Origin of the sequence: Paenibacillus sp. Soil766 (genome assembly GCF_001428105.1) — a bacterium.
In the GTDB taxonomy this organism is placed as follows: domain Bacteria; phylum Bacillota; class Bacilli; order Paenibacillales; family NBRC-103111; genus Paenibacillus_E.
The window spans coordinates 176,549-195,464 of sequence record NZ_LMSJ01000004.1; the positions used below are offsets into that span (position 1 = coordinate 176,549).

An 18,916-nucleotide genomic window follows, 5' to 3' on the forward strand; every position below is an offset into this window, starting at 1 on the left:
CTTGAACTTGAACTTGAACTTGAACTTGAACTTGAACTTGATTTGCCCCAAAAACCATAGAAACGAGGTGACGAACGATGCAGGATGGACAAACGTTTTTTTCGCTAAATAAGAGAATGGATTGGGAAGAGGGCTTTGATGCGAATGTGCATATGCTGGAGCAGGGTTTTTCGATTCAGCAGTCGGAGAAGTACAGCATTCATCGCATCGTTCGCACGGATGAGTTGGATGGAATTCCGCCCATTTGCGATATGACGGTGGGTCCTGGAAGGAAGCTAATTCTGCTAGATGAGTCAGCGAATGTGTGGATTTATGATGACGAAAGCCGACACAGGGAGCTACTGTTTCGCCATGGTCACGAATTATTCAGCTCGCAAGCGATGCTTGCATCAATGTCGGATCTTCTTGTGATTGCTGATAGTAGTGAGGGTACGGAGAGAAGGCTTGCTGTCTACTCCATCTCGAATGGTCAAACCATGTGGGCAGTTAAAGATTGGGATGGTTTAGGTTTATATCCACTGTCACTGAATACGAAGCTTCAGACCGCGAATACGCTATTTATGGCGGTTCCTTTGGACATTGCGGTTGGTATGAATGGAAGTCCCGAAGTCCCGAAGGACGGTCGGATTGGCATTATTCAGTGGAACTCGGCTGGTGAAGTGATACATGTGTATGAACATGATGCACATCGTATGCCAGAAGCGATTCCGATTTCGAAGCTGCAGGATCGCTATTTTACTGCGGCGGCAGATGGCACTATTGCCCTGCTGGATAACCAGCTTCGGACGGTAACGGTGTTCCATGAAGATGGGCGAGAGCCATTCCTTTTCCAATTGGAGCAGGAGGGGCGATTTGCCGGTATTTCCATTGATACGAATCATAATCTCTATATAGGGGATAGCGGTTACGCGCAGCAAGAAGGTGTGACGGAGCGGTTTATTTTAAAATATCGCGGTAACGGCACCCCCTTAGACAAGGTAACAGGCTTCCGAGGACGAACGGATAAATTAGTGCAGGATGGACGCAATCGCCTGTATGTGTTTGATCGGATGAGCGGTCAGATTAGCTTGCTGGACCTTCGAGCTCGAACGATGCTGCTGGAGGATACGCAGTTGCCGGAGGCCGTGTACTTCTCTGCGGATCTTGATACGACGGAAACTGAGACGACATGGCACAAAATACGGCTGGAAGCGGATATTCCAGAGGAGACGCAGGTTCGGTTTTCGTATTATGCCTCGGATGAAAGTGAAGGGATGGTGGATGGGGATTACGTAAATCTCACCAATTATTTCACAGATCCAGATATCTCAGTCAAAGAAAAGCTAAGAGCGACGCGCGACCTATGGTCAGAGCCGATTCTGAATCCGAAGGATGCGTTGCTGATGCATGCGAAGGGTCGATATCTCTGGTTCAAAATCGAGCTCGTTGGCAGTGAGCAGAAATCACCGTTTATTCGTAAGTTGAGAGTGTACTACCCGCGCACTTCACTGATCGCGTATTTGCCGCCGATGTATCAACAGGATGAGGAACATAGCCCTTTCTTGGAGCGATTCCTAGCGATGTTTAGTACGTTTTTTGACGATATGGAAGATACGATTGATCGAATTTCGGGTCATTTTGATCCAGATGCGGTGTCGGGGCCGTACTTAGAATGGTTAGGCGGTTGGCTTGCCATTACGGAGCACGAGGCCTGGGGTGAGAAGAAGCTGAGAGAGCTAATCAAGCGGGCACCTGAACTTTATAAGCTGCGGGGTACGCGCGAAGGCTTGATGAATATGCTGCATATTTACACGGGCGCTGAGCCTTTCATACTAGAATATTTTCAATTTAAGCAAATGCAAGAAACGTCAGAACTGCGGCAACTGTTCACCCAGTTATATGGTGATAATCCGTATACCTTCTGCGTGCTGTTAAGGCCAGAGAGTGTGCGTACAGATGAGCAGCGCTTAGTTATTGAGCACATTATTGAAGATCAGAAGCCGGCATATACCGATGGCAAATTGATAGTGTTGCAGCCATGGATGTATGCGGATATGCATACTTACCTGGGTATTAATACGTACTTGTCTGAGCCTACTTTATTAACCCTTGATCAGCGCTCGTCGATGCCTTACAATACCGTGCTGATTGATGTGGATCGTGATAAACGGATGGATATACATACGCGCTTGGGACTAGATTCCGAAATCGAGTGAATGAATTAGAGTCAGAGAAGGTGAGGGGATCGTTATGAAAAAATCACGTTATTACCCGTTTGAACGCAACAGGTATTTCTATGGGAAGCTGCTGACGGTCAGAGATTTCGAATCCGAGCAAAAGTATTTTAATGATAAACGCAGAATGATGAATCGTCTTCTACATGGTTCTGGCGTTCTAACCGGCTTGCAGGTTGTAGCTGTGGATGAGAAGTCTGTTTCGGTCGAGATGGGGGCCGCCATTGATGCCTTAGGACGGGAGATTGTCGTGCCATCTCCGATGACGATGAAGTTGTCCATGATGGATGGGTTCAGCAATAATCAGTACGCTAAGAACGTTTACCTGTGTATTGCCTACGATGAAAAGGAAAAAGAGCCCGTCCATGCCGTAGCGAACTCTTCCGTCCGTTCGGACGAAATTAATGATTATAATCGTGTGTTGGAAAGCTATCGTCTGTTTATCCGTGAGGATGCGCCGGACCCAGCTTCATTGCCACTAGCTACGTTGTCAGATCAGACGATTGTCCTGTATCAGGATAAGCAGGTACGCGTCCTGCAAACGACACCACGCTATGTGAATCCGGGGCAATTGTTCGAGATGACGCTGCGTTTTGAGAAAACGCTGAAAGCTGGCCGATTGTCCTTCCAATATGAGCTTGATGCTCATCGCGTAGAGGCGATCAATGGGACGACCATTGTGTTCCAAGAGCCGCAAGATGCGCAAGAGAGCGAATATGAAATGAAGGTGCTGCTTCGTGCTGATAGTACGGCTGCCGTGAAAGCGTTAGTAGGTGTGAAAGCAGGTACAGGGGCTTTGAAGCTGGATGATAGACAGCTGGAGCTGCAAGCACAATCCGTTGGCGAGATTAGCATCGTGACTGAAGCGGTGAAAGAGCGGTTAATGTCGGATTTCGTGAAGCAATCCTTGGAAGCATCTTTGGAAGCCCCATCGGAGCCGTGCATTTATTTGGCCAAAATATGTTTGATCCAAGTCGGACCGACTTATGTAATAGAAACGGTAGAGCAAGTACCGTTCGGTGAATACGTCTACAATACATCCGTGATGTACCGACTCGGTCAAGCCAGTCAATATCGGGAAGAAACGTCCGGTCAATTCGTAACGAAGTCTAAAGTGAAAACTTTGGCTCCAGGGCAAATGCCAGAGCTAAACGTCAATTACAACCCCTTGATCAGCGAGTTGTCTTTTGATTTGGGCATTCCAGCTGGCGGCGGCAGCGGGATTGCAGGCATTGTAAGCGGGTATGTTGATATCCCAATTGATCCATTCACGAAGATTGCTGTGTCTCCATTCGGGAGAGCAATGAAGAGCTTCTATTCCGGTGAGATTGTACATGGACTCGGCGAGGGAAATGTGTTGATTATTACAAGTTTAGAAGAGCGAAGCGGCGATGCGTTCTCGGATATTCTATCTAGCGGCGACCGTGTATATGGCGGTTCATCGGAAGTGTTTAAAGGTAGTGAGTTTGAGCCAGATGCACCTGAAGTGAAGATCGGAACGATCGCGTACCCGCAGAAGGGGACATTTCGTATCGGCGTGAAAGTGCAGCAATCCGGTGAGCAAGGCAATGTACGTGTGCGCTGGTGGGCATACAGTGCTGAGATGGCCGGCGTAGTGCAAGGTAGTGGTGGAAGTGGAGATTCCTTGGACGAAGCGTTGTCGGCCATGAGAGAAGCGGCTTCGGCAGGTAGTGACACGGAGTAGGTAGATAGGACCGTCCTGAACAAGCTCAATTGTTCGGGGCGGTCTATTTGTTCATGTTTGTGGGTTGAAGTTAGGGTACTAGACGAACTTAGTACTATGAAATTAGCCTGATATCGTCGAAAATGGATGATATTATAACAATTTTTCACTAGGGAGTGTTCTCATGAATTCTGTTTATATAACGAGTATCGGGAAGTTTCTGCCTGGTACACCAATCGATAACGAGGAAATCGAGGAATACCTTGGGAAAATAGGCGGAAAAGGCTCGAAATCTATGCGGCGCATTCTTGATCAGAACAAAATTCAAACTCGTTATTACGCCATAGATAAAAATCAAAAAAGCCTATATTCAAATGCCGAAATGGCTAAAAATGCGATTCGCGATGCGCTCGAGCGGAATCACGACGATTTATTTAACCAAGTAGACTTTCTAGCAGTTGGTACAACTCAGGGTGACCTATTGGTGCCTGGGTTTGCCAGTATGGTTCATGCCGAAACCGGCCTGCCTGTTATGGAAATTGCGTCACATCATGGCGTCTGCGGCAGCGGTATGCAAGCAATCAAAAATGCCTACTTGCAGGTACAGTCAGGTGAGAAGAAAGCCGCAATCTCTTGTGCCAGCGAGTTTCCAAGCCGGGTTTTTAAACATACGCGCTTTGAAGCGCAGGCCAAATTCATGGATCGACCGATTCCATTTGATACGGATTTTCTTCGGTTCATGTTGTCTGATGGCGCGGGTGCCGCCGTGCTTCAGCCTAAGCCAAGCGATCAGGGGATATCCCTCAAAATTGAATGGATCGACAATAAATCTTACGCCAATCTATACGATACTTGTATGTATGCAGGCATGAACAAAGAGGGCTCCAAGGAAAATCAAACAGGTTGGCTTGATTATGCTTCCATCCATGAAGCGGCAAATGATGGGGCTATTAATTTGAAACAAGACATTCGCCTAGTTAACGAAATGCCGAAGGTGGGTGTGAAACGTTTTTTTGAACTCGTAGAAGAGGGGAAAGTAGATCCTTCTTCCATTGATTGGATGGTTTGTCACTACTCTTCGCATTATTTCCGTGACGAGATTTTCCGTCTTATGCAGCTTGGCGGCATGACCATTCCGGCAGACAAATGGTTTACAAACCTATATACGAAAGGCAACACAGGAGCAGCCTCTATCTATATTATGCTGGAGGAACTGCTCAACGAAGGGCATCTAAAACCAGGCGAAAAAGTGCTTTGCATGGTTCCGGAGAGCGGAAGATTTCAGACTTCATATATGCTATTAACTGTAGTCGGTACAGGCAACATGACGGTCAATGAATTCATGGAGAGACAGCCAGAAGCGCCCCATTTGGAATTTGATCATGCTAGTTTGCTACAATCTCATTTAGTACGGCAGTTAGTCAACATTTGGATTGATTTCGAACAAAAGCTTGCTCACGTTCCCATTATTCATAAACTGTATAGGGGCAAATTTACGCGGGAAGATTACATGCTGCTCATGGAAAACATTCGTCAGCAGGTGATCGACGGGTCGCAGTGGATTGCACGTGCAGCCTCTTACATCTCGATTGATAACATCGATCTGCGTTCCATGTTTATTGCCCATGCCCGCGACGAGCATCGCGACTTTCAAATATTAGAACGAAATTACGTGGCCGTGGGAGGAAATCTTGCGGGTATTCAATCCGGTGAGAAAAATATCGGCAGCGAAGCACTGTCAGCCTATCTGTTTCAGCGAGCAAGCCGAGAAAATCCTGTGGATCTGATGGGTGCGATGTGGATTATTGAAGGTTTGGGATGTCGAATGGCGAGGTACTGGGGAGAGGCAATTCGTGATCAACTCGGCTTAAATGACGATCAAGTATCATTTTTACTCTATCATAGCGACTCCGATGAGAAACATTTCGAGCGTCTAGAAGCAGGGATTCAACATCCGATGCTTACAATGGAAATTGCTGAACGGATAATAAAAACCGCTAAAACGACAGCACGATTGTATCTTTTACAATTAGAAGAGCTGGGGAACGTATGAGCAAGGCCGATTATTTTAATAACATGACGCATGATAAGCAAGATCCTAATCCATTCCTTGCCATCTACCTTGATCAAAGTATTCCATTTAACGAAGAAGCGAAAGCCTCCTATTTGAAGGACTGCTCCAGTAAATCCAGACAATTTTTGCTTCCCATTTTGCGGCCGCTTTCTCGACTGCTGATCATACTTTTCCAACTATACAAAATCATTTTCCCAAAAGCGTTTACTTCATCTAAAATGCTGCATCGTTTCTTGTATTGGGGCATGAAAACGTTCGTGAGTCCAGACGCCAATTATATGATTCTTCGGCATTTTTATCTGGGATCTGAGATCCTGCAATTTATCCGCGATAACATTCCGGGTGTCCATGTAGAGATGAATCCGCTGAAACCGACGAATCTTGAACCGATAAAAGACGATTTGTTTCTCATTCATGACCTCAATTTATACAATTTTGTAATCAATTTAAACAAACAATTACGTGAGAACAACATCGAGGTGACGAAGCAGGAACGACTAAATTTTGATGCCATTACTTCAAGTCGCATCCCGATAGAACTGATGCCCAATCGAAGGACTAATTTTCTAGATCTCATGACAGCTATTGAGTGCTTTACACCTGTCTACCAGTTTTTTCTGACAGATAACGATTTCTGGCGAGCAACGAATTCCTTACAACTGGATGAGACGATTGGGATACTAGCCTCCAAAGTGATCGGTAGTAATGACAGGCTGGCCTTGATCAACAATAAGCACCCGATGGTTCCGCTGTCTACGCTTCGAGCCGGTTTTCGATTAGTGCTTCATGGGCTTGCTACAGAACAACTCCATGCCTTACTCGTGGAGTTAAAACACAAACAGGCAGCTTAATTTGCAGCCTTCTATTTTAGCGCACATTGGAAAGTCGCTGCTTGCGTTGGCAAGATAGTTATCGTGGTTAAATACTTATGCAAATCGCCCTGTCTCTTCATCCTACGGATGGAGAGACAGGGCGATTATAGTTTACATTTATGTGAGATTAACTCATTGTACTTTGTCCAATAGTCGGTAAATCACAACCGCCGCTTGCGCTCTAGAAGCGTTATCCGCAGGAGCGAATTGTCCTCCTGTCGTTCCGCTGAGAAGACCTAACGCAGAAGCAATTCGGACGTAGGATCTAGCCCATGCACTAATCGTACCTTCGTCGGTATATTTGACCTCTTGCGTGGTGACGATGTCTTCAAGCTTTGTACCTGAGGCATGTAAATAAGCATTAACCATAATGAGAGCCATTTGTTCCCGTGTGATAGGAGCATCAGGAATAAAGGTGGTCTCGCTCATACCGCTAATCATACCCGCAGAATAGGCTGCGTAGACGGAATTTCGATACCAAGCATCCGCGGATACATCTTGGAATATGTCTGTTTTCCCAGTTTCCTGTAATTTTAACGCTTTAGCGATGATGGTAACGAATTGTGCTCTTGTTAATGTTGCATCAGGTTGGAAGGAGTCTGAGGTGATGCCATCGATAATTCCTTTGCCTGCCAAGTTTTCAATTTCTATTTGTGCCCAATGGTCCTTAATATCCTTAAGGTTCGTATCGTTTTGCTTCTCGAGAACAGCATATTTGGAGAAATGGGCAAGCGAAGCTGTCATTGTGCCATCCGAATTGAGGATGCTGCCGATAGGCGTCCAGGCACCTTGAGCCTCATCATAGAAATAGACGCTAAGTTTATGAATATCTTTGACCTTATTGGAATCAAAAGGAATGGTAACTTTCACAGGTGAAGCGAATGCATTGATTTTCGACCCATCCTCGGTTACAGAGAAATCATAAATAGCGGATGCTGATGTGAAATTCGGGATAGCAGTAGTAGACTTGCTCGATGTAAACAGGATTTTGCCAGTCGAAAGCTTGATCGGCCAAGCATTTGGCGGAATCTGCATGTTGATATCATTAGCCGCGATAACGATGGGTCTGTTCATTTGCGAAGCTTTTTGAACAATATCAGCGTCCATCTCGACGGAAAGGATATCCACGTTTTCCTTCGTTTTGGCTTCCAGAGTTAGGTCAGACAGCGCTTTATTTAATAGTATTATTAAATCAACGCGTGCTGGTTTGAACTCATAGGCCATTTTCCCATCGGCATTGAGGGAGGGGGCTTGTTGTGAGCTGCCGCCACCACCGCCGCCGCCACCGCCACTTAGTAATGGAGGGGTGACGGCAGGAGTAATTGTATACTGATAAGTTACATCATTACTGAATGCATTGTTATGATACGTGGCAACATTTAAGACAGTATCTTCGCTAAGTGTTAGCTCACCACCTGAGACAGGGAACGTTGAAATGTATGCAGCCTTATTCTTTTGCTCGATCATATAGTAAATGGTACCATTCGCGAAGGAAGATGTGAGGGTAACCTTCTGAGTACCCGTGTATGTTCCAGAAGCTAAACTAACTCGTGGTGGGGCTGAAATGATATTAGAACGGTGCTGAACTATGCCCCCTTTTGAAGAAGGCTCTTCCCATGTGCCGTACATATAGAAGTTATACCCAGAACCTATATTGCTTATCGTAGCTGTTAACTGTTTTTGGCCATTTTGCAAGGGAGCCCATGAGGGTGTAGCGGCAAATGCGTACGGCAAATCTACTTCTCGATCAATCGTAGTTTCGTTATAGGCTCTGGCATTCAGATATACCGAATAGGTCACACTCACGACGGTATCATTAACATTCACTAGCTCAAAGTTATAACTGAGCGTAGGGTTTGTAGGGAAATTAACTGCAGCAGCGGGTGTCATTTTCAACCTAGGCACTTCAAATGCGCGAATGCCGTTGATGAGGCCGTCGCCGTAAGCTATCATTTGCGAAGCATAGGTATAAGGATAGTCGTCAGATGCTTCATAGATATTTCCTTGTAACGACTGTAGACCGGTTGGTTGTGCCGACGTATGAAGAATGAGACGTATATCTTCTGCATCCAGAAGTGGATTTGATGCTTTCAATAAAGCAGCAAGCCCAGTAACAAATGGCGTCGCTTGAGAAGTGCCTGAGAAATAACCATAGTCCCCGTCACGCACTGTGCTATAAATCATAACACCAGGTGCGACGACATCAATTTTTCCAATATTGGAGAAATCCGCAATGGCATAGCTAAGATTAGTAAGTTGCGCGACAGCTCCAACACTTATTACTTCTTCATAGGCAGCTGGATAGTTTGTCAAATGGGCAGTACGGTGAGCATCCAAAGGATCCGAAGTTGGCGTGCTAAATTGCCCGATTTCGTTCTTTGTCCAATTGTTGCTGTCGTTGCCTGCGGCTGAAACAATCACAATTCCTTGAGCATGGGCTTGTTTAATGACCTCATGTAACGACCGGCTGTACCCATTAATACCAAGGCTCATATTAATGAGATCAGCATGATTCGACACAGCATATTGGATAGCTTGTATTAAGAGATCAGAAGTTCCTGCACCATTCTGATCAAGAACCTTAAGAGGCATAATCTTCACGCCATGTGCGATACCTACATCCACGCCGTTATAAGCTTGCGCAGCGATGATCCCTGCAACATGTGTACCGTGATTATGATCATCCTGAGCATTGTCATCTTTGTTCACAAAGTCGTAGCCTTGGATAATAGACCCTTGTAAAGCAGGATGTGCCATATCTACACCAGTATCCATAACAGCAACAGTGATATTCTGATTCTGAGTGGTGTTAGTGTAGGCGCTCATTTGTTCAACATGTGCAGCGAGTTTCCCCCACGGAATTGATATGCCGCCGCCGCCGCCGCCCCCTCCGACATCGACAGATGGAGGTGGAGTGGGAGGACCTGGAACAGGGAATGGTTCGGAGCTTGAAGAAATCAAATGAACCCTATAAACCGGCTCCGCATATTCCACATTTGGATCCTTTTGAAGTTCAGTGAGCTTATCCGAGACAGCAAGATCGTTGCTGAAGTTAAGCGTTGTCCATGAAGAAGCAGAGCGCGCGGACAATGCCTGTATGCCGTTAGGGGCAGGCTGTTGCTTGTATTTCACGAGCACCTTCCCCGGAACGATGTCGTTCTCGTTGTAAGTAGGCGTAGCGGATGTGCTTGGTTGATCATGCGGTTCTTCAGCAAAGCCGAGTGATCCAAGCGAAAGATTGAAGACGGTAAAGAGTGAAACGAGTACAAGAAGCAACTTTCTTTTATGCAAAACCATGGCTTCCCCCTATGAACTGTAATATGAATAAAATGTCTGAGTATAAGATTCATTTTACTAGTTTATAGGAAAGTTAGGTTGGTTTTTGTCGAAATTTGTAGCGTAATCTAAAAATTAGATAAAGTAGCTTCACTATTTCCTTGTAAGACTCCGCGTTTCTGCCTCTTATTACGTCCAAACGAACCATAATAGATCCCCAGAATCAAGAGTTGCGAACCCGCTAGCACGACATAGATATTGCTAAAAATAACACCAGATCCGTGGCCGAAAAGTGGATTCCAGCTAGACATCGAAGTCGAGCCTAGATCGACAGCCTTGCTATACAGACCGATCGCGATACCTTGCCCAATGAAGTTGGCCATCGACAGCATGCCCATGCCCACACCGACCTGATCCGCCGGCAGTGTTCGGGAAACTGAATTGTTTACCGCAATGACGATGAAGGACTGGCCGACATTGCCAAGCAGTAGGAACAACGCAATGAATAGCGGTGAGCTGCCCGTAAACGTGGCAAGCAGAAGGAAGCAGGCCAGCAATAAGCTGGAAGCGATGTAGGCAACGTACGAGTTACCTTTGGCATCAGCGAGCTTGCCGCCTTTGCGGCCAAATAGGGCCGATGCAACAGCGGCAGGAATCAAGGCGAAGCCGATCCATACGGAAGGAAGCTGTTGAACATCCGTTAACAGCAAGGGACTGAGCACATAGAGCGAGCAGCAGCTTCCGCTAATGAGGAACGAGAGGGTAAGCCCGAGCGTATATTTCCGATTTTGAAATAGCTTCGGTGCAATAAATGGCTCACCTGCGGTGCGAATTCGTACCATGAATAATCCAAGAACGATCATTGCGCCGAGCAAAAGCCAGACTCCGTTCGTTACGCTGAGCAGCAGTAAAGCAATGGTGATACCTAACAATCCGCCGCCAATCCAGTCGAACTTGCTGGAGCCAACAGGCCGTTCATTGCCCAGATATTTGTGGTAAAAGGGAAGTGCAGCCAGCACAACGAGAGATACGGCAAATAACCAACGCCAGTGAAGCGTGCTTATTATGAGGGCTGCAATGACAGGCCCAAGGGCATTCCCGAAAGCTAGACCGACTGCTGTCATGCCAAGTGCTGCTCCTCTACGCTCAGGAGCGAAGTAGCGTAAAGGGATAATCATGGCGATAGCCGGGATGACCGCGGCGCCAGCGGCTTGTAAGCATCGGCCGACTAGCGCCATGCCAAATGTTTGCGACGACAGTCCGATCAAGGAGCCTAGTGCGAATAGCACAAGCCCGAACGTAACTAAATCTTTTAACCTGTAGCGATCAGCGAGCTTTCCATACGTGACAGCGCCAATGGCGTAAATCATTATATAAGCAGAAGATAACCAGCTCACTTGGGCTATCGTCAGCGCAAATTCCTTACTGATTGTGGGGAGGGCAATGTTGAACATTACGCCGCTCATCATGGAGAAGGTCATGGTGAACATGAGAACACGCATTAATTTGTCTGCTTGTTGCAGTGGTGCTTTGGTTGCCATAGGAGGACACTTCCTTTCAATGAAAAGACTGTCAGTACTTACTGACATATGAGTGAGAAAAAAACTAGGGCCGTAAAGCCCTAGCAAATAATCGGACGCTCTCTTGCACGAAGGGGGCTAAGTTGATACCAGGATAGCTTTTTTGAGCATCGAGATCGTTCATGAAAGCTCCGAAGTGCATAATAATGAAGGTGAACGCATGCATCTCGGGATTCGATGTGACGATTTTCCCTTGTGCGGACATTTCGATGAAATAGTTTGTTAAGATCTCGAGCAGCTGTTGAGGATGCTTTTGGGTACGAGCGCGAAAGCCGGGTAATTGGCCCTCATCTTCTTTGAGGGAGATTTGAATCATTTTCCGATTCCTATTCATGATCTCATGATAAGTGGTGCTAACGAGAAGAAGATCCCTCTCTAAATCCCAGACGAGCTTCTCGGCAAACAGCTTTTTCATCTCTTCCGCATAATGATAACGGTCGAATGCAGCTTCGAGAAGCTTCTGTTTTGTGCCAAAATGGCGGAATAAGGTCTTCTCGCTGAGGCCAGCCGCGGTGGCGATTTCCAGCGTCGTTACCCCGTTGTAGCCTTTTTCTGCGATTAAATGGAGCGCTGCTAAGAGCAGCTTATCACCGCTTCCCATTTTACTGCTGCTGTCGTTCATGGTATCCCTCTTCCGAACAAATGTCAGTACTCACTGACATTCATGTTAAACGGAGTAGACGATAAAGTCAATAACGATTTCACAATAGGCTTGTTTACCGGCAGACAGTGAAAACTAGAATGCTCATAAATGGATATAAAGGATCCTGATGTGTTAAAAATAGTGCATTGAATCCATGGAGAAACCTGTAACAACGGGATTCTCTTTTTTTGTCTCGGACATTTTAAGCAGCAATAATTGGTCATTGTCACGGAAGAAGCGGTTAGGTACGATCGGATATGTGCAAGGCATTAAGATTTAACCTACATAAGGAAAAGAAAGTTGTTCCATAGTTATTATGATCGAAAGAATGTGATCGGGAGGATGAATTGATGAAGAAGGTTAAAAAGAAAGTGAGTATGCTGTTAGCTGCTAATTTGCTTTGGAGTGTGGTTGGCTCATCTGTTCCATTTATTGAAAGCGCAACCAATCGGGCAGAAGCCGCTGCGGTGAATGTGATGACTAACGGTAGCTTCGAACAGGCGACGACTGCTACGGACGCTAATTGGAGCAGCGTGAATGCTCCCGTGGGTTGGGGGCTATGGATTCCTACTGGAAGCGGGAAAGCCCCAAACAAAACTGTCAATGTCACGTTGGATTCTACCGCAGCCCATGAAGGAAATAAGTCCGTATTAATAGATGCATTTGCAACAAGCAGAGTCTCCATTAATCAGACGGTAACACCAGTGACCGCGGGGAAATCCTATCGATTGAAAATGTGGTTGAAAACGGAGAATGTGACGGGAACGGGTGCATACTTCAGAACGCAATTTTATAACACAAGTAAAGTTGGAGATGGCCCCTCAACCTCAAAATTGGTAGGTACGAACGATTGGACGATGCAGCAAGTGTTTATGACGATACCAGCGAATGCAACCAAGTTAGTGATCGAACCTTTTCTGGAGACTGGTATGGGGAAAGTATGGTTCGATGAAGTAAGTCTGGAGGAATATAACGGAGTTACAGGAATTGCTTTGGATTCAAGCGCGATATCGATGACAAAAGATACAACGACTACGCTCACAGCGGTACTTACTCCGACGAACGCCGTGGATAGAACTGTGATATGGACGTCAAGCAATCCGAGTGCAGTTACCGTGGACAGCAATGGAAAAGTGACAGCTGTAGGGTTGGGAATTGGAACAATTACCGTTGCGACACCGGATGGGACGATTTCAGCGCAATGTACAATCAACGTGGAATCAGCAGAAATGGCAGCATCGTACAGTGCGCTTCGGCAGAAATGGAGCGATAAACTAACGGGCGGTGCGCTGTTCAATCCTGCTGATCCAGATATGGCTGCTAATCTAACTAAACTGGTAGATAGTGTATCCAATGCAGATCACACGGGCTTGTGGGATCGAGTGAACAAAGCTGGTAATCGGACAAATGTATGGAGCGATATGACGAGCACAACAGATTCGAGCCAGATTAGCACGGCTTACGCTCGTTTAAAAACAATGGCTTTGGCCTACTCCATGCCAGGAACTCCTTTGTATCACAACACATCGCTGCGAGATGATATCGTGAGCGCGATGGAATGGATGTATACGAATCGATATAACGAAAATAAGAGTCCATACGGGAACTGGTTTGACTGGGAGATCGGTGTCCCGCAAGCCTTAAATGATCTCATCGTGCTCATGTACGGGCAGTTGACGCAGGGGCAGATCACCAAGTACATAAAGCCGATAGATAAATTTTGTCCAGATCCGAAGGCGGGCTCCGTTCTTGGTGTCAAAGGAGTCAAGATGACGGGGGCTAATCTGCTTGATAAAGCATTGGTTGCTGCGGTTCGAGGCGTGATCGGAAATAACAGTGCCAGGATCATACAAGGACGCGATGCCATCGGACCGGAATTTGCTTACGCCGATCATGGAGATGGCGTTTATCGAGACGGCTCCCTTGTTCAACACAGCAATATTGCGTATACGGCGGGATACGGTGCCGTGTGGCTAAGTCGAGCCGCAGACATGACGTACTTGTTGAATGGCTCCCCTTGGCCGGTAACAGATCCCAACGTCAATAACGTTTATCAATGGGTGTCAGATACGTTTGAGCCTGTCATCTATAAAGGTCTCTATATGGACATGGTCAATGGCAGAGGCATGTCAAGGCAAGCCTCAGGCAGTGCGAGAGGTACGATTACAACGCTGCTTCGCTTAGCTGAAGGGGCGCCGGCGGATGTAGCGTTATCCATTAAGCGAATGGCGATGGAGTGGATTTTGTCGGATACGACGTATACGAATTATTTTGATGGACTATCTGTCTACGATTTGAGTCTTGTGAAAAATCTCTTAAACGATACTTCGATTCAGCCTAGAGGTGAATTGATCAAGAATCAAGTGTTTGCAGGTATGGACCGGGTAGTCCATTTGCGTGAGGGATATGGCTTCGGAATTAGCATGTTCTCCAATCGCATCTCGGCGTTTGAAAAAGGCAATACCGAGAATTTAAAGGGTTGGTATACGGGAATCGGTATGACGTATCTCTACGATCAGGATCTCAGCCATTATCGCAATGATTTCTGGCCAACTGTTGATTCATTTCGATTGCCAGGCACGACAACAAACGGCTCTGGCAAAGGTGTAACACCAGGTGATTGGACCTCCTACATGAACGCGAAAGCGTGGGTGGGAGGATCGACAATCGATGGGCTTTACGGCGCGTCCGGGATGGATTTTTCTTTGACCAAAGTGACTGGTAGCGATTTGCAAGGCAAAAAGTCGTGGTTTATGTTCGATGATGAAATCGTCGCATTGGGCGCAGGTATTTCGAGCAGCAACGCGGGACCGCAACCGGTAGAAACGATTATTGATAATCGTAAGCTGAGTGATGCGGGTGATAATGTGCTTACGGTGAATGGCGCAGCCAAATCAAGTCAGCTCGGTTGGTCGGAAACGATGGAGAACGTCAAGTGGGCTCATTTGGCTGGAAATATGCCGGGAACGGATATGGGCTATTATTTCCCTGAGGCGACAAGCGTGTATGGACTACGTGAGGCCAGAACTGGCAAATGGAGTGACATTAACAGCGGCCAATCGGCGACGCCAATCACGCGGAATTACATGAGCCTGGCCTTTGAACACGGGGCAACGCCTTCGAATGCTGCGTATTCCTACGTGCTATTGCCACATAAAGACACTGCGGCTACTGAGCTTTACAGCCATGCGCCTGATGCAGAGGTTCTAAGCAATACGGTGGATGTGCATGCGGTTAGGGAGAAGAAGCTGGGTATTACGGCTGCGAATTTCTGGAATCCAGGAACGGTCGATTTCATCACCGCATACAATGCTTCTTCCGTCATGGTGAAGGAATCCCAATCGGAGTTAACCGTTGCTGTATCGGATCCAACACAAAAGCAAAATACGATTTCACTTGAACTGAACAAGGCTGCGTTATCCCTCGTGCGTAGTGATGATACAGTTACGATTGTACAAACGTTGCCGACGTTAAAGCTTCAGATCAACGTAGCGGGTTCCGTAGGCAAAACGCACGTAGTGACGTTCAAGAAGGATACGACAGCACCCATTATCACGCCAACAGTTTCGATGGCTGTCTATTGGACAGCGGGAGGCAGCTTGAATTTCGACATTTCGGATTCTGAAAGCGGAGTGGCAGCAAAGTCGTTAGAGTTGAATGGCCAAACAGTAAGTCTCCCCTACACGTTCAGTCCTTTAAGTCTGACCATCGGTGATCATCCCGTACTTGTGACGGCAACGGATACAGCAGGGAACGAAACCAGATCCGTGTACACGTTAAAAGTAGTGATGGATGTAGGTCAATTGGATGAATTAGTGAAATATGCATATGGGCAAGGCTGGATTACCAACCAAGGCATATATAACAGCTTGCTAGTCATGATTGATGTTCTTCAAAAGCATTTGAATCAGACACAAGTACAACAGGCATTCAATGCGTTAGAAAATCATATTCGTGCGCAATCAGGTAAAAAGATCGAAGCAGCATTTTCGGAGAAGCTGTTAAACGCTATTGCCTTTTTAAAGTCATAAGATGACTAAGATCATTTGAAACAAATACAACCCGACTTCGTCTGTTTGATGAAGTCGGGTCATCCTTATTTCTCGAGGAACTTGATTTTATACGACTAACCGATTAGAATGCTCAGTATTCAGTCAGCGAGGTGATTGCTCTGCGCAAATTATTCATGAATTTATGGAAGCGTTTTTTCCGAGGCAAAACTATTTTTCGCAATATGATCACCCTATCCTTGTTTGCTGCCATTATTCCTGTTCTCGTCGTTGGGATAGGTAGTTATTTATATTCAGCCTCCGCTGTACAAAGTGAAGTGAATCAATCGAATGTTCGGATTTTAAATAACGTATCCTCAACCATCGATTCCACGTTAGATCGGCTGCAGAACAATGCCATCCAAATGTTGCTGGGGACTTTTTTTAGCTCTAATTTGGTGGAATTAAAGAGCACGAATTACGCAGGTTTCTATTCGGGAATTTCACGCGAATTATCTGCGCTCATGAATGGGAATAAAGAAGCCAGCGATGTTGCTGTGTACGTACCGGATGAAGGCTATTTGATCTCTCCGATCTATGGGGGGAGACGTATTGAGGGCATCGTGGAACGTGAATCGCTCCTGAAAGAGCTTGCCTCCAATGATCAGCTTAGGTGGGTCAGCGGGCCATACCCTTTCATACCAGGCTACAACGACAATGGCATTACGTTAATTGCCAAATTGCCACTGCTGGGCAAACAGCCGATCGGGCTCATGTTTATTCGGATTAATGAAGAGCTGTTCCAGAATATTATGAAACGTTTTATAAGCTATACAGGTGAACAGATGTTCATCTTAGACGAAAAGGGCGTGCTTGTTACCTCCATGGGTGGGACTGAGGTTCCACAAGGTCTATTTGAGCGAATAGCTCAAAAGGGTTCCGAACAGCGGTTCCAATTCGTCTTCCATGGCACTGAATATATGGTGACCCCGATTACGTCATCTTTGAATCAGTGGCAATACATTAATATGGTTCCGATCGATCAATTGAATGCGAAGTCCAATGGAATCAAATTAATTACTCTGATCATTGTTCTCATCTGCTTAGTGTTTGGGGCACTCATAACGCTATGGGGCACACGTCGTGTTTATCGTCCCATTCAGAATCTTGTCGCCTATGTGAAAGACGGGCAAACGGATGAAGTGGAAACCGATGAAGTGGGATTCGTGCACAAACGATGGGCGGAGCTCAGTAGTACGGCGAATGACATGCAGCAGCAGCTCAGTGACCAGTTGCCGCTGATTCGTGAAATCTTTGCGCTACAGCTCTTGCAGGGGCGATTCCTTTATTATTCCGAGGATCAGCTAGCGGCTATGCTTCGCAGATATAACGTGCCTGCCCATAAAGAGAGTATCGTCATGGTCATCGCTTTCGATTTGCAGTCGGAAGGCAAGGTGCGTTTTCAAGAAAATGATCGTGAGTTAATCGTCTTTGCTGTGAAAAATATCGCGAGTGAACTATTACAAACCCATGCAATGGAAGGAATCGGCATCAATCTGCTGAATGATCAGGTAGCTGTTTGGCTGTATAGGGATCCGCTGCAAACCGATGACGAAGAATCCGACATTAAACAATTCGCTGAGCGTCTGCGTCTGCTTGTATCTGACTATTTACGCCTTCAAGTTACGATTGGATTAAGTGGCAAGAGCGAACAACTTAGCGAGTTGCCTGAACTGTATGAGGAGGCGCTGCTCGCAGTCCGTTCACGTATGATCGTTGGTGGGAATCAAGTCATTGCTCACACGAGTGGTAAAAGGAATGTAGACATGCATTATCGATATCCATTGGAGATCGAGACGCATTTTGAGAATTCGTTGCAGCTAGGCGATCGAGATGAAGCCGTCAGGATGATGGACGAGTTTGCAAAAGCGATGGGAGCTGCGATCCAGAAGCCTGAGCTTATTCAAATGTCGTACTATCGCCTGCTAACCGCTGCGATTCGCACAGCTTATATGCTCGGTTTGGATACGGCTCTATTATTTGGCGAGTCGAATGGGGATCCGTATCTTCATATCCGCAATATCAGTACGACATACGAACTGAATGCCTGGTTTAAAGAACAATTGGTCGAGCCTATAGTTGCTTATGTGCATGGCAAGCAGCATCAGGAGCATGAACAGTTAATTGCCAAAGTGGTTCGGTATATGGAAGAGAACTATCACTTCGATTTGTCATTGGATCAATGTGCACAGATTTGTGGATTAAGTCCGCAATATTTAAGCAAGCTTTTCAAAAAGAAAAAAGATGTCTCCTTTATTGAATATTTGACTAAGGTAAGAATTGAGAAGTCGATTGAGTTGCTCCGTACGACGGATCTATCCGTTTCAGATGTAGCTGAACGAGTGGGGTATCAGATGAAGAACTTTATTCGCGTATTTAAAAAGCATATGGGTGTGACGCCAGGTCAGTTCCGTGGGTCAGACGAGGAAAATTAGAATGCCCAAAAATCGTTTTCTAGATGCAGGATGCAGCGAAAAATGAGAAAAATAAGAGGAGAAACCCCGTAGTTACGGGGTTTCTCCTTT

At 46.2% G+C, this 18,916-nt stretch carries 10 protein-coding genes; 7 read left to right on the forward strand and 3 right to left on the reverse strand.

Annotation, left to right across the window (positions count from 1 at the left end):
* The first annotated feature begins 77 nt into the window (after window positions 1–77).
* The 4 genes from ASG89_RS04665 to ASG89_RS04680 all read left to right on the forward strand — a co-directional run bounded on the left by ASG89_RS04665 (window position 78) and on the right by ASG89_RS04680 (window position 6,822).
* Complete coding sequence (locus tag ASG89_RS04665) at window positions 78–2,195, forward strand: phage tail protein (RefSeq protein WP_057309165.1); 2,118 nt, start codon at window positions 78–80, stop codon at window positions 2,193–2,195.
* A gap of 34 nt (window positions 2,196–2,229) precedes the next feature.
* Complete coding sequence (locus ASG89_RS04670) at window positions 2,230–3,918, forward strand: hypothetical protein (RefSeq protein ID WP_057309166.1); 1,689 nt, start codon at window positions 2,230–2,232, stop codon at window positions 3,916–3,918.
* A gap of 163 nt (window positions 3,919–4,081) precedes the next feature.
* Window positions 4,082–5,950: a StlD/DarB family beta-ketosynthase gene (locus ASG89_RS04675; RefSeq protein ID WP_057309167.1), complete on the forward strand. Its 1,869-nt coding sequence runs from the start codon at window positions 4,082–4,084 to the stop codon at window positions 5,948–5,950.
* 23 nt (window positions 5,951–5,973) lie between these two features.
* Entirely contained in the window at window positions 5,974–6,822 is an 849-nt protein-coding gene (locus ASG89_RS04680; protein WP_235549597.1) for a DUF6999 family protein, read from the forward strand.
* A 153-nt stretch (window positions 6,823–6,975) separates the two neighbouring features.
* Here the strand turns inward: ASG89_RS04680 and ASG89_RS04685 are convergent, their stop codons facing one another.
* The 3 genes from ASG89_RS04685 to ASG89_RS04695 all read right to left on the reverse strand — a co-directional run bounded on the left by ASG89_RS04685 (window position 6,976) and on the right by ASG89_RS04695 (window position 12,321).
* Window positions 6,976–10,134: a S8 family serine peptidase gene (locus ASG89_RS04685; protein WP_162259672.1), complete on the reverse strand. Its 3,159-nt coding sequence runs from the start codon at window positions 10,132–10,134 to the stop codon at window positions 6,976–6,978.
* 113 nt (window positions 10,135–10,247) lie between these two features.
* Entirely contained in the window at window positions 10,248–11,660 is a 1,413-nt protein-coding gene (locus tag ASG89_RS04690) for an MFS transporter (protein WP_057309173.1), read from the reverse strand.
* 64 nt (window positions 11,661–11,724) lie between these two features.
* The gene (locus ASG89_RS04695; RefSeq protein ID WP_057309176.1) at window positions 11,725–12,321 is read right to left on the reverse strand and encodes a TetR/AcrR family transcriptional regulator; all 597 of its coding nucleotides are present in this window, start codon (window positions 12,319–12,321) and stop codon (window positions 11,725–11,727) included.
* A gap of 175 nt (window positions 12,322–12,496) precedes the next feature.
* Between ASG89_RS04695 and ASG89_RS38160 the strand changes: the two genes are divergently transcribed.
* The 3 genes from ASG89_RS38160 (at window position 12,497) to ASG89_RS04705 (ending at window position 18,826) form a co-directional block, all read left to right on the forward strand.
* Window positions 12,497–12,622 carry a hypothetical protein gene (locus ASG89_RS38160; RefSeq protein ID WP_268795580.1) on the forward strand — a complete coding sequence of 42 codons (126 nt, stop codon included), beginning with the start codon at window positions 12,497–12,499 and terminating at the stop codon, window positions 12,620–12,622.
* A gap of 70 nt (window positions 12,623–12,692) precedes the next feature.
* Window positions 12,693–16,373 carry a polysaccharide lyase family 8 super-sandwich domain-containing protein gene (locus ASG89_RS04700; RefSeq protein WP_057309178.1) on the forward strand — a complete coding sequence of 1,227 codons (3,681 nt, stop codon included), beginning with the start codon at window positions 12,693–12,695 and terminating at the stop codon, window positions 16,371–16,373.
* A 155-nt stretch (window positions 16,374–16,528) separates the two neighbouring features.
* The gene (locus tag ASG89_RS04705; RefSeq protein ID WP_057309180.1) at window positions 16,529–18,826 is read left to right on the forward strand and encodes an AraC family transcriptional regulator; all 2,298 of its coding nucleotides are present in this window, start codon (window positions 16,529–16,531) and stop codon (window positions 18,824–18,826) included.
* Window positions 18,827–18,916: the final 90 nt, after the last annotated feature.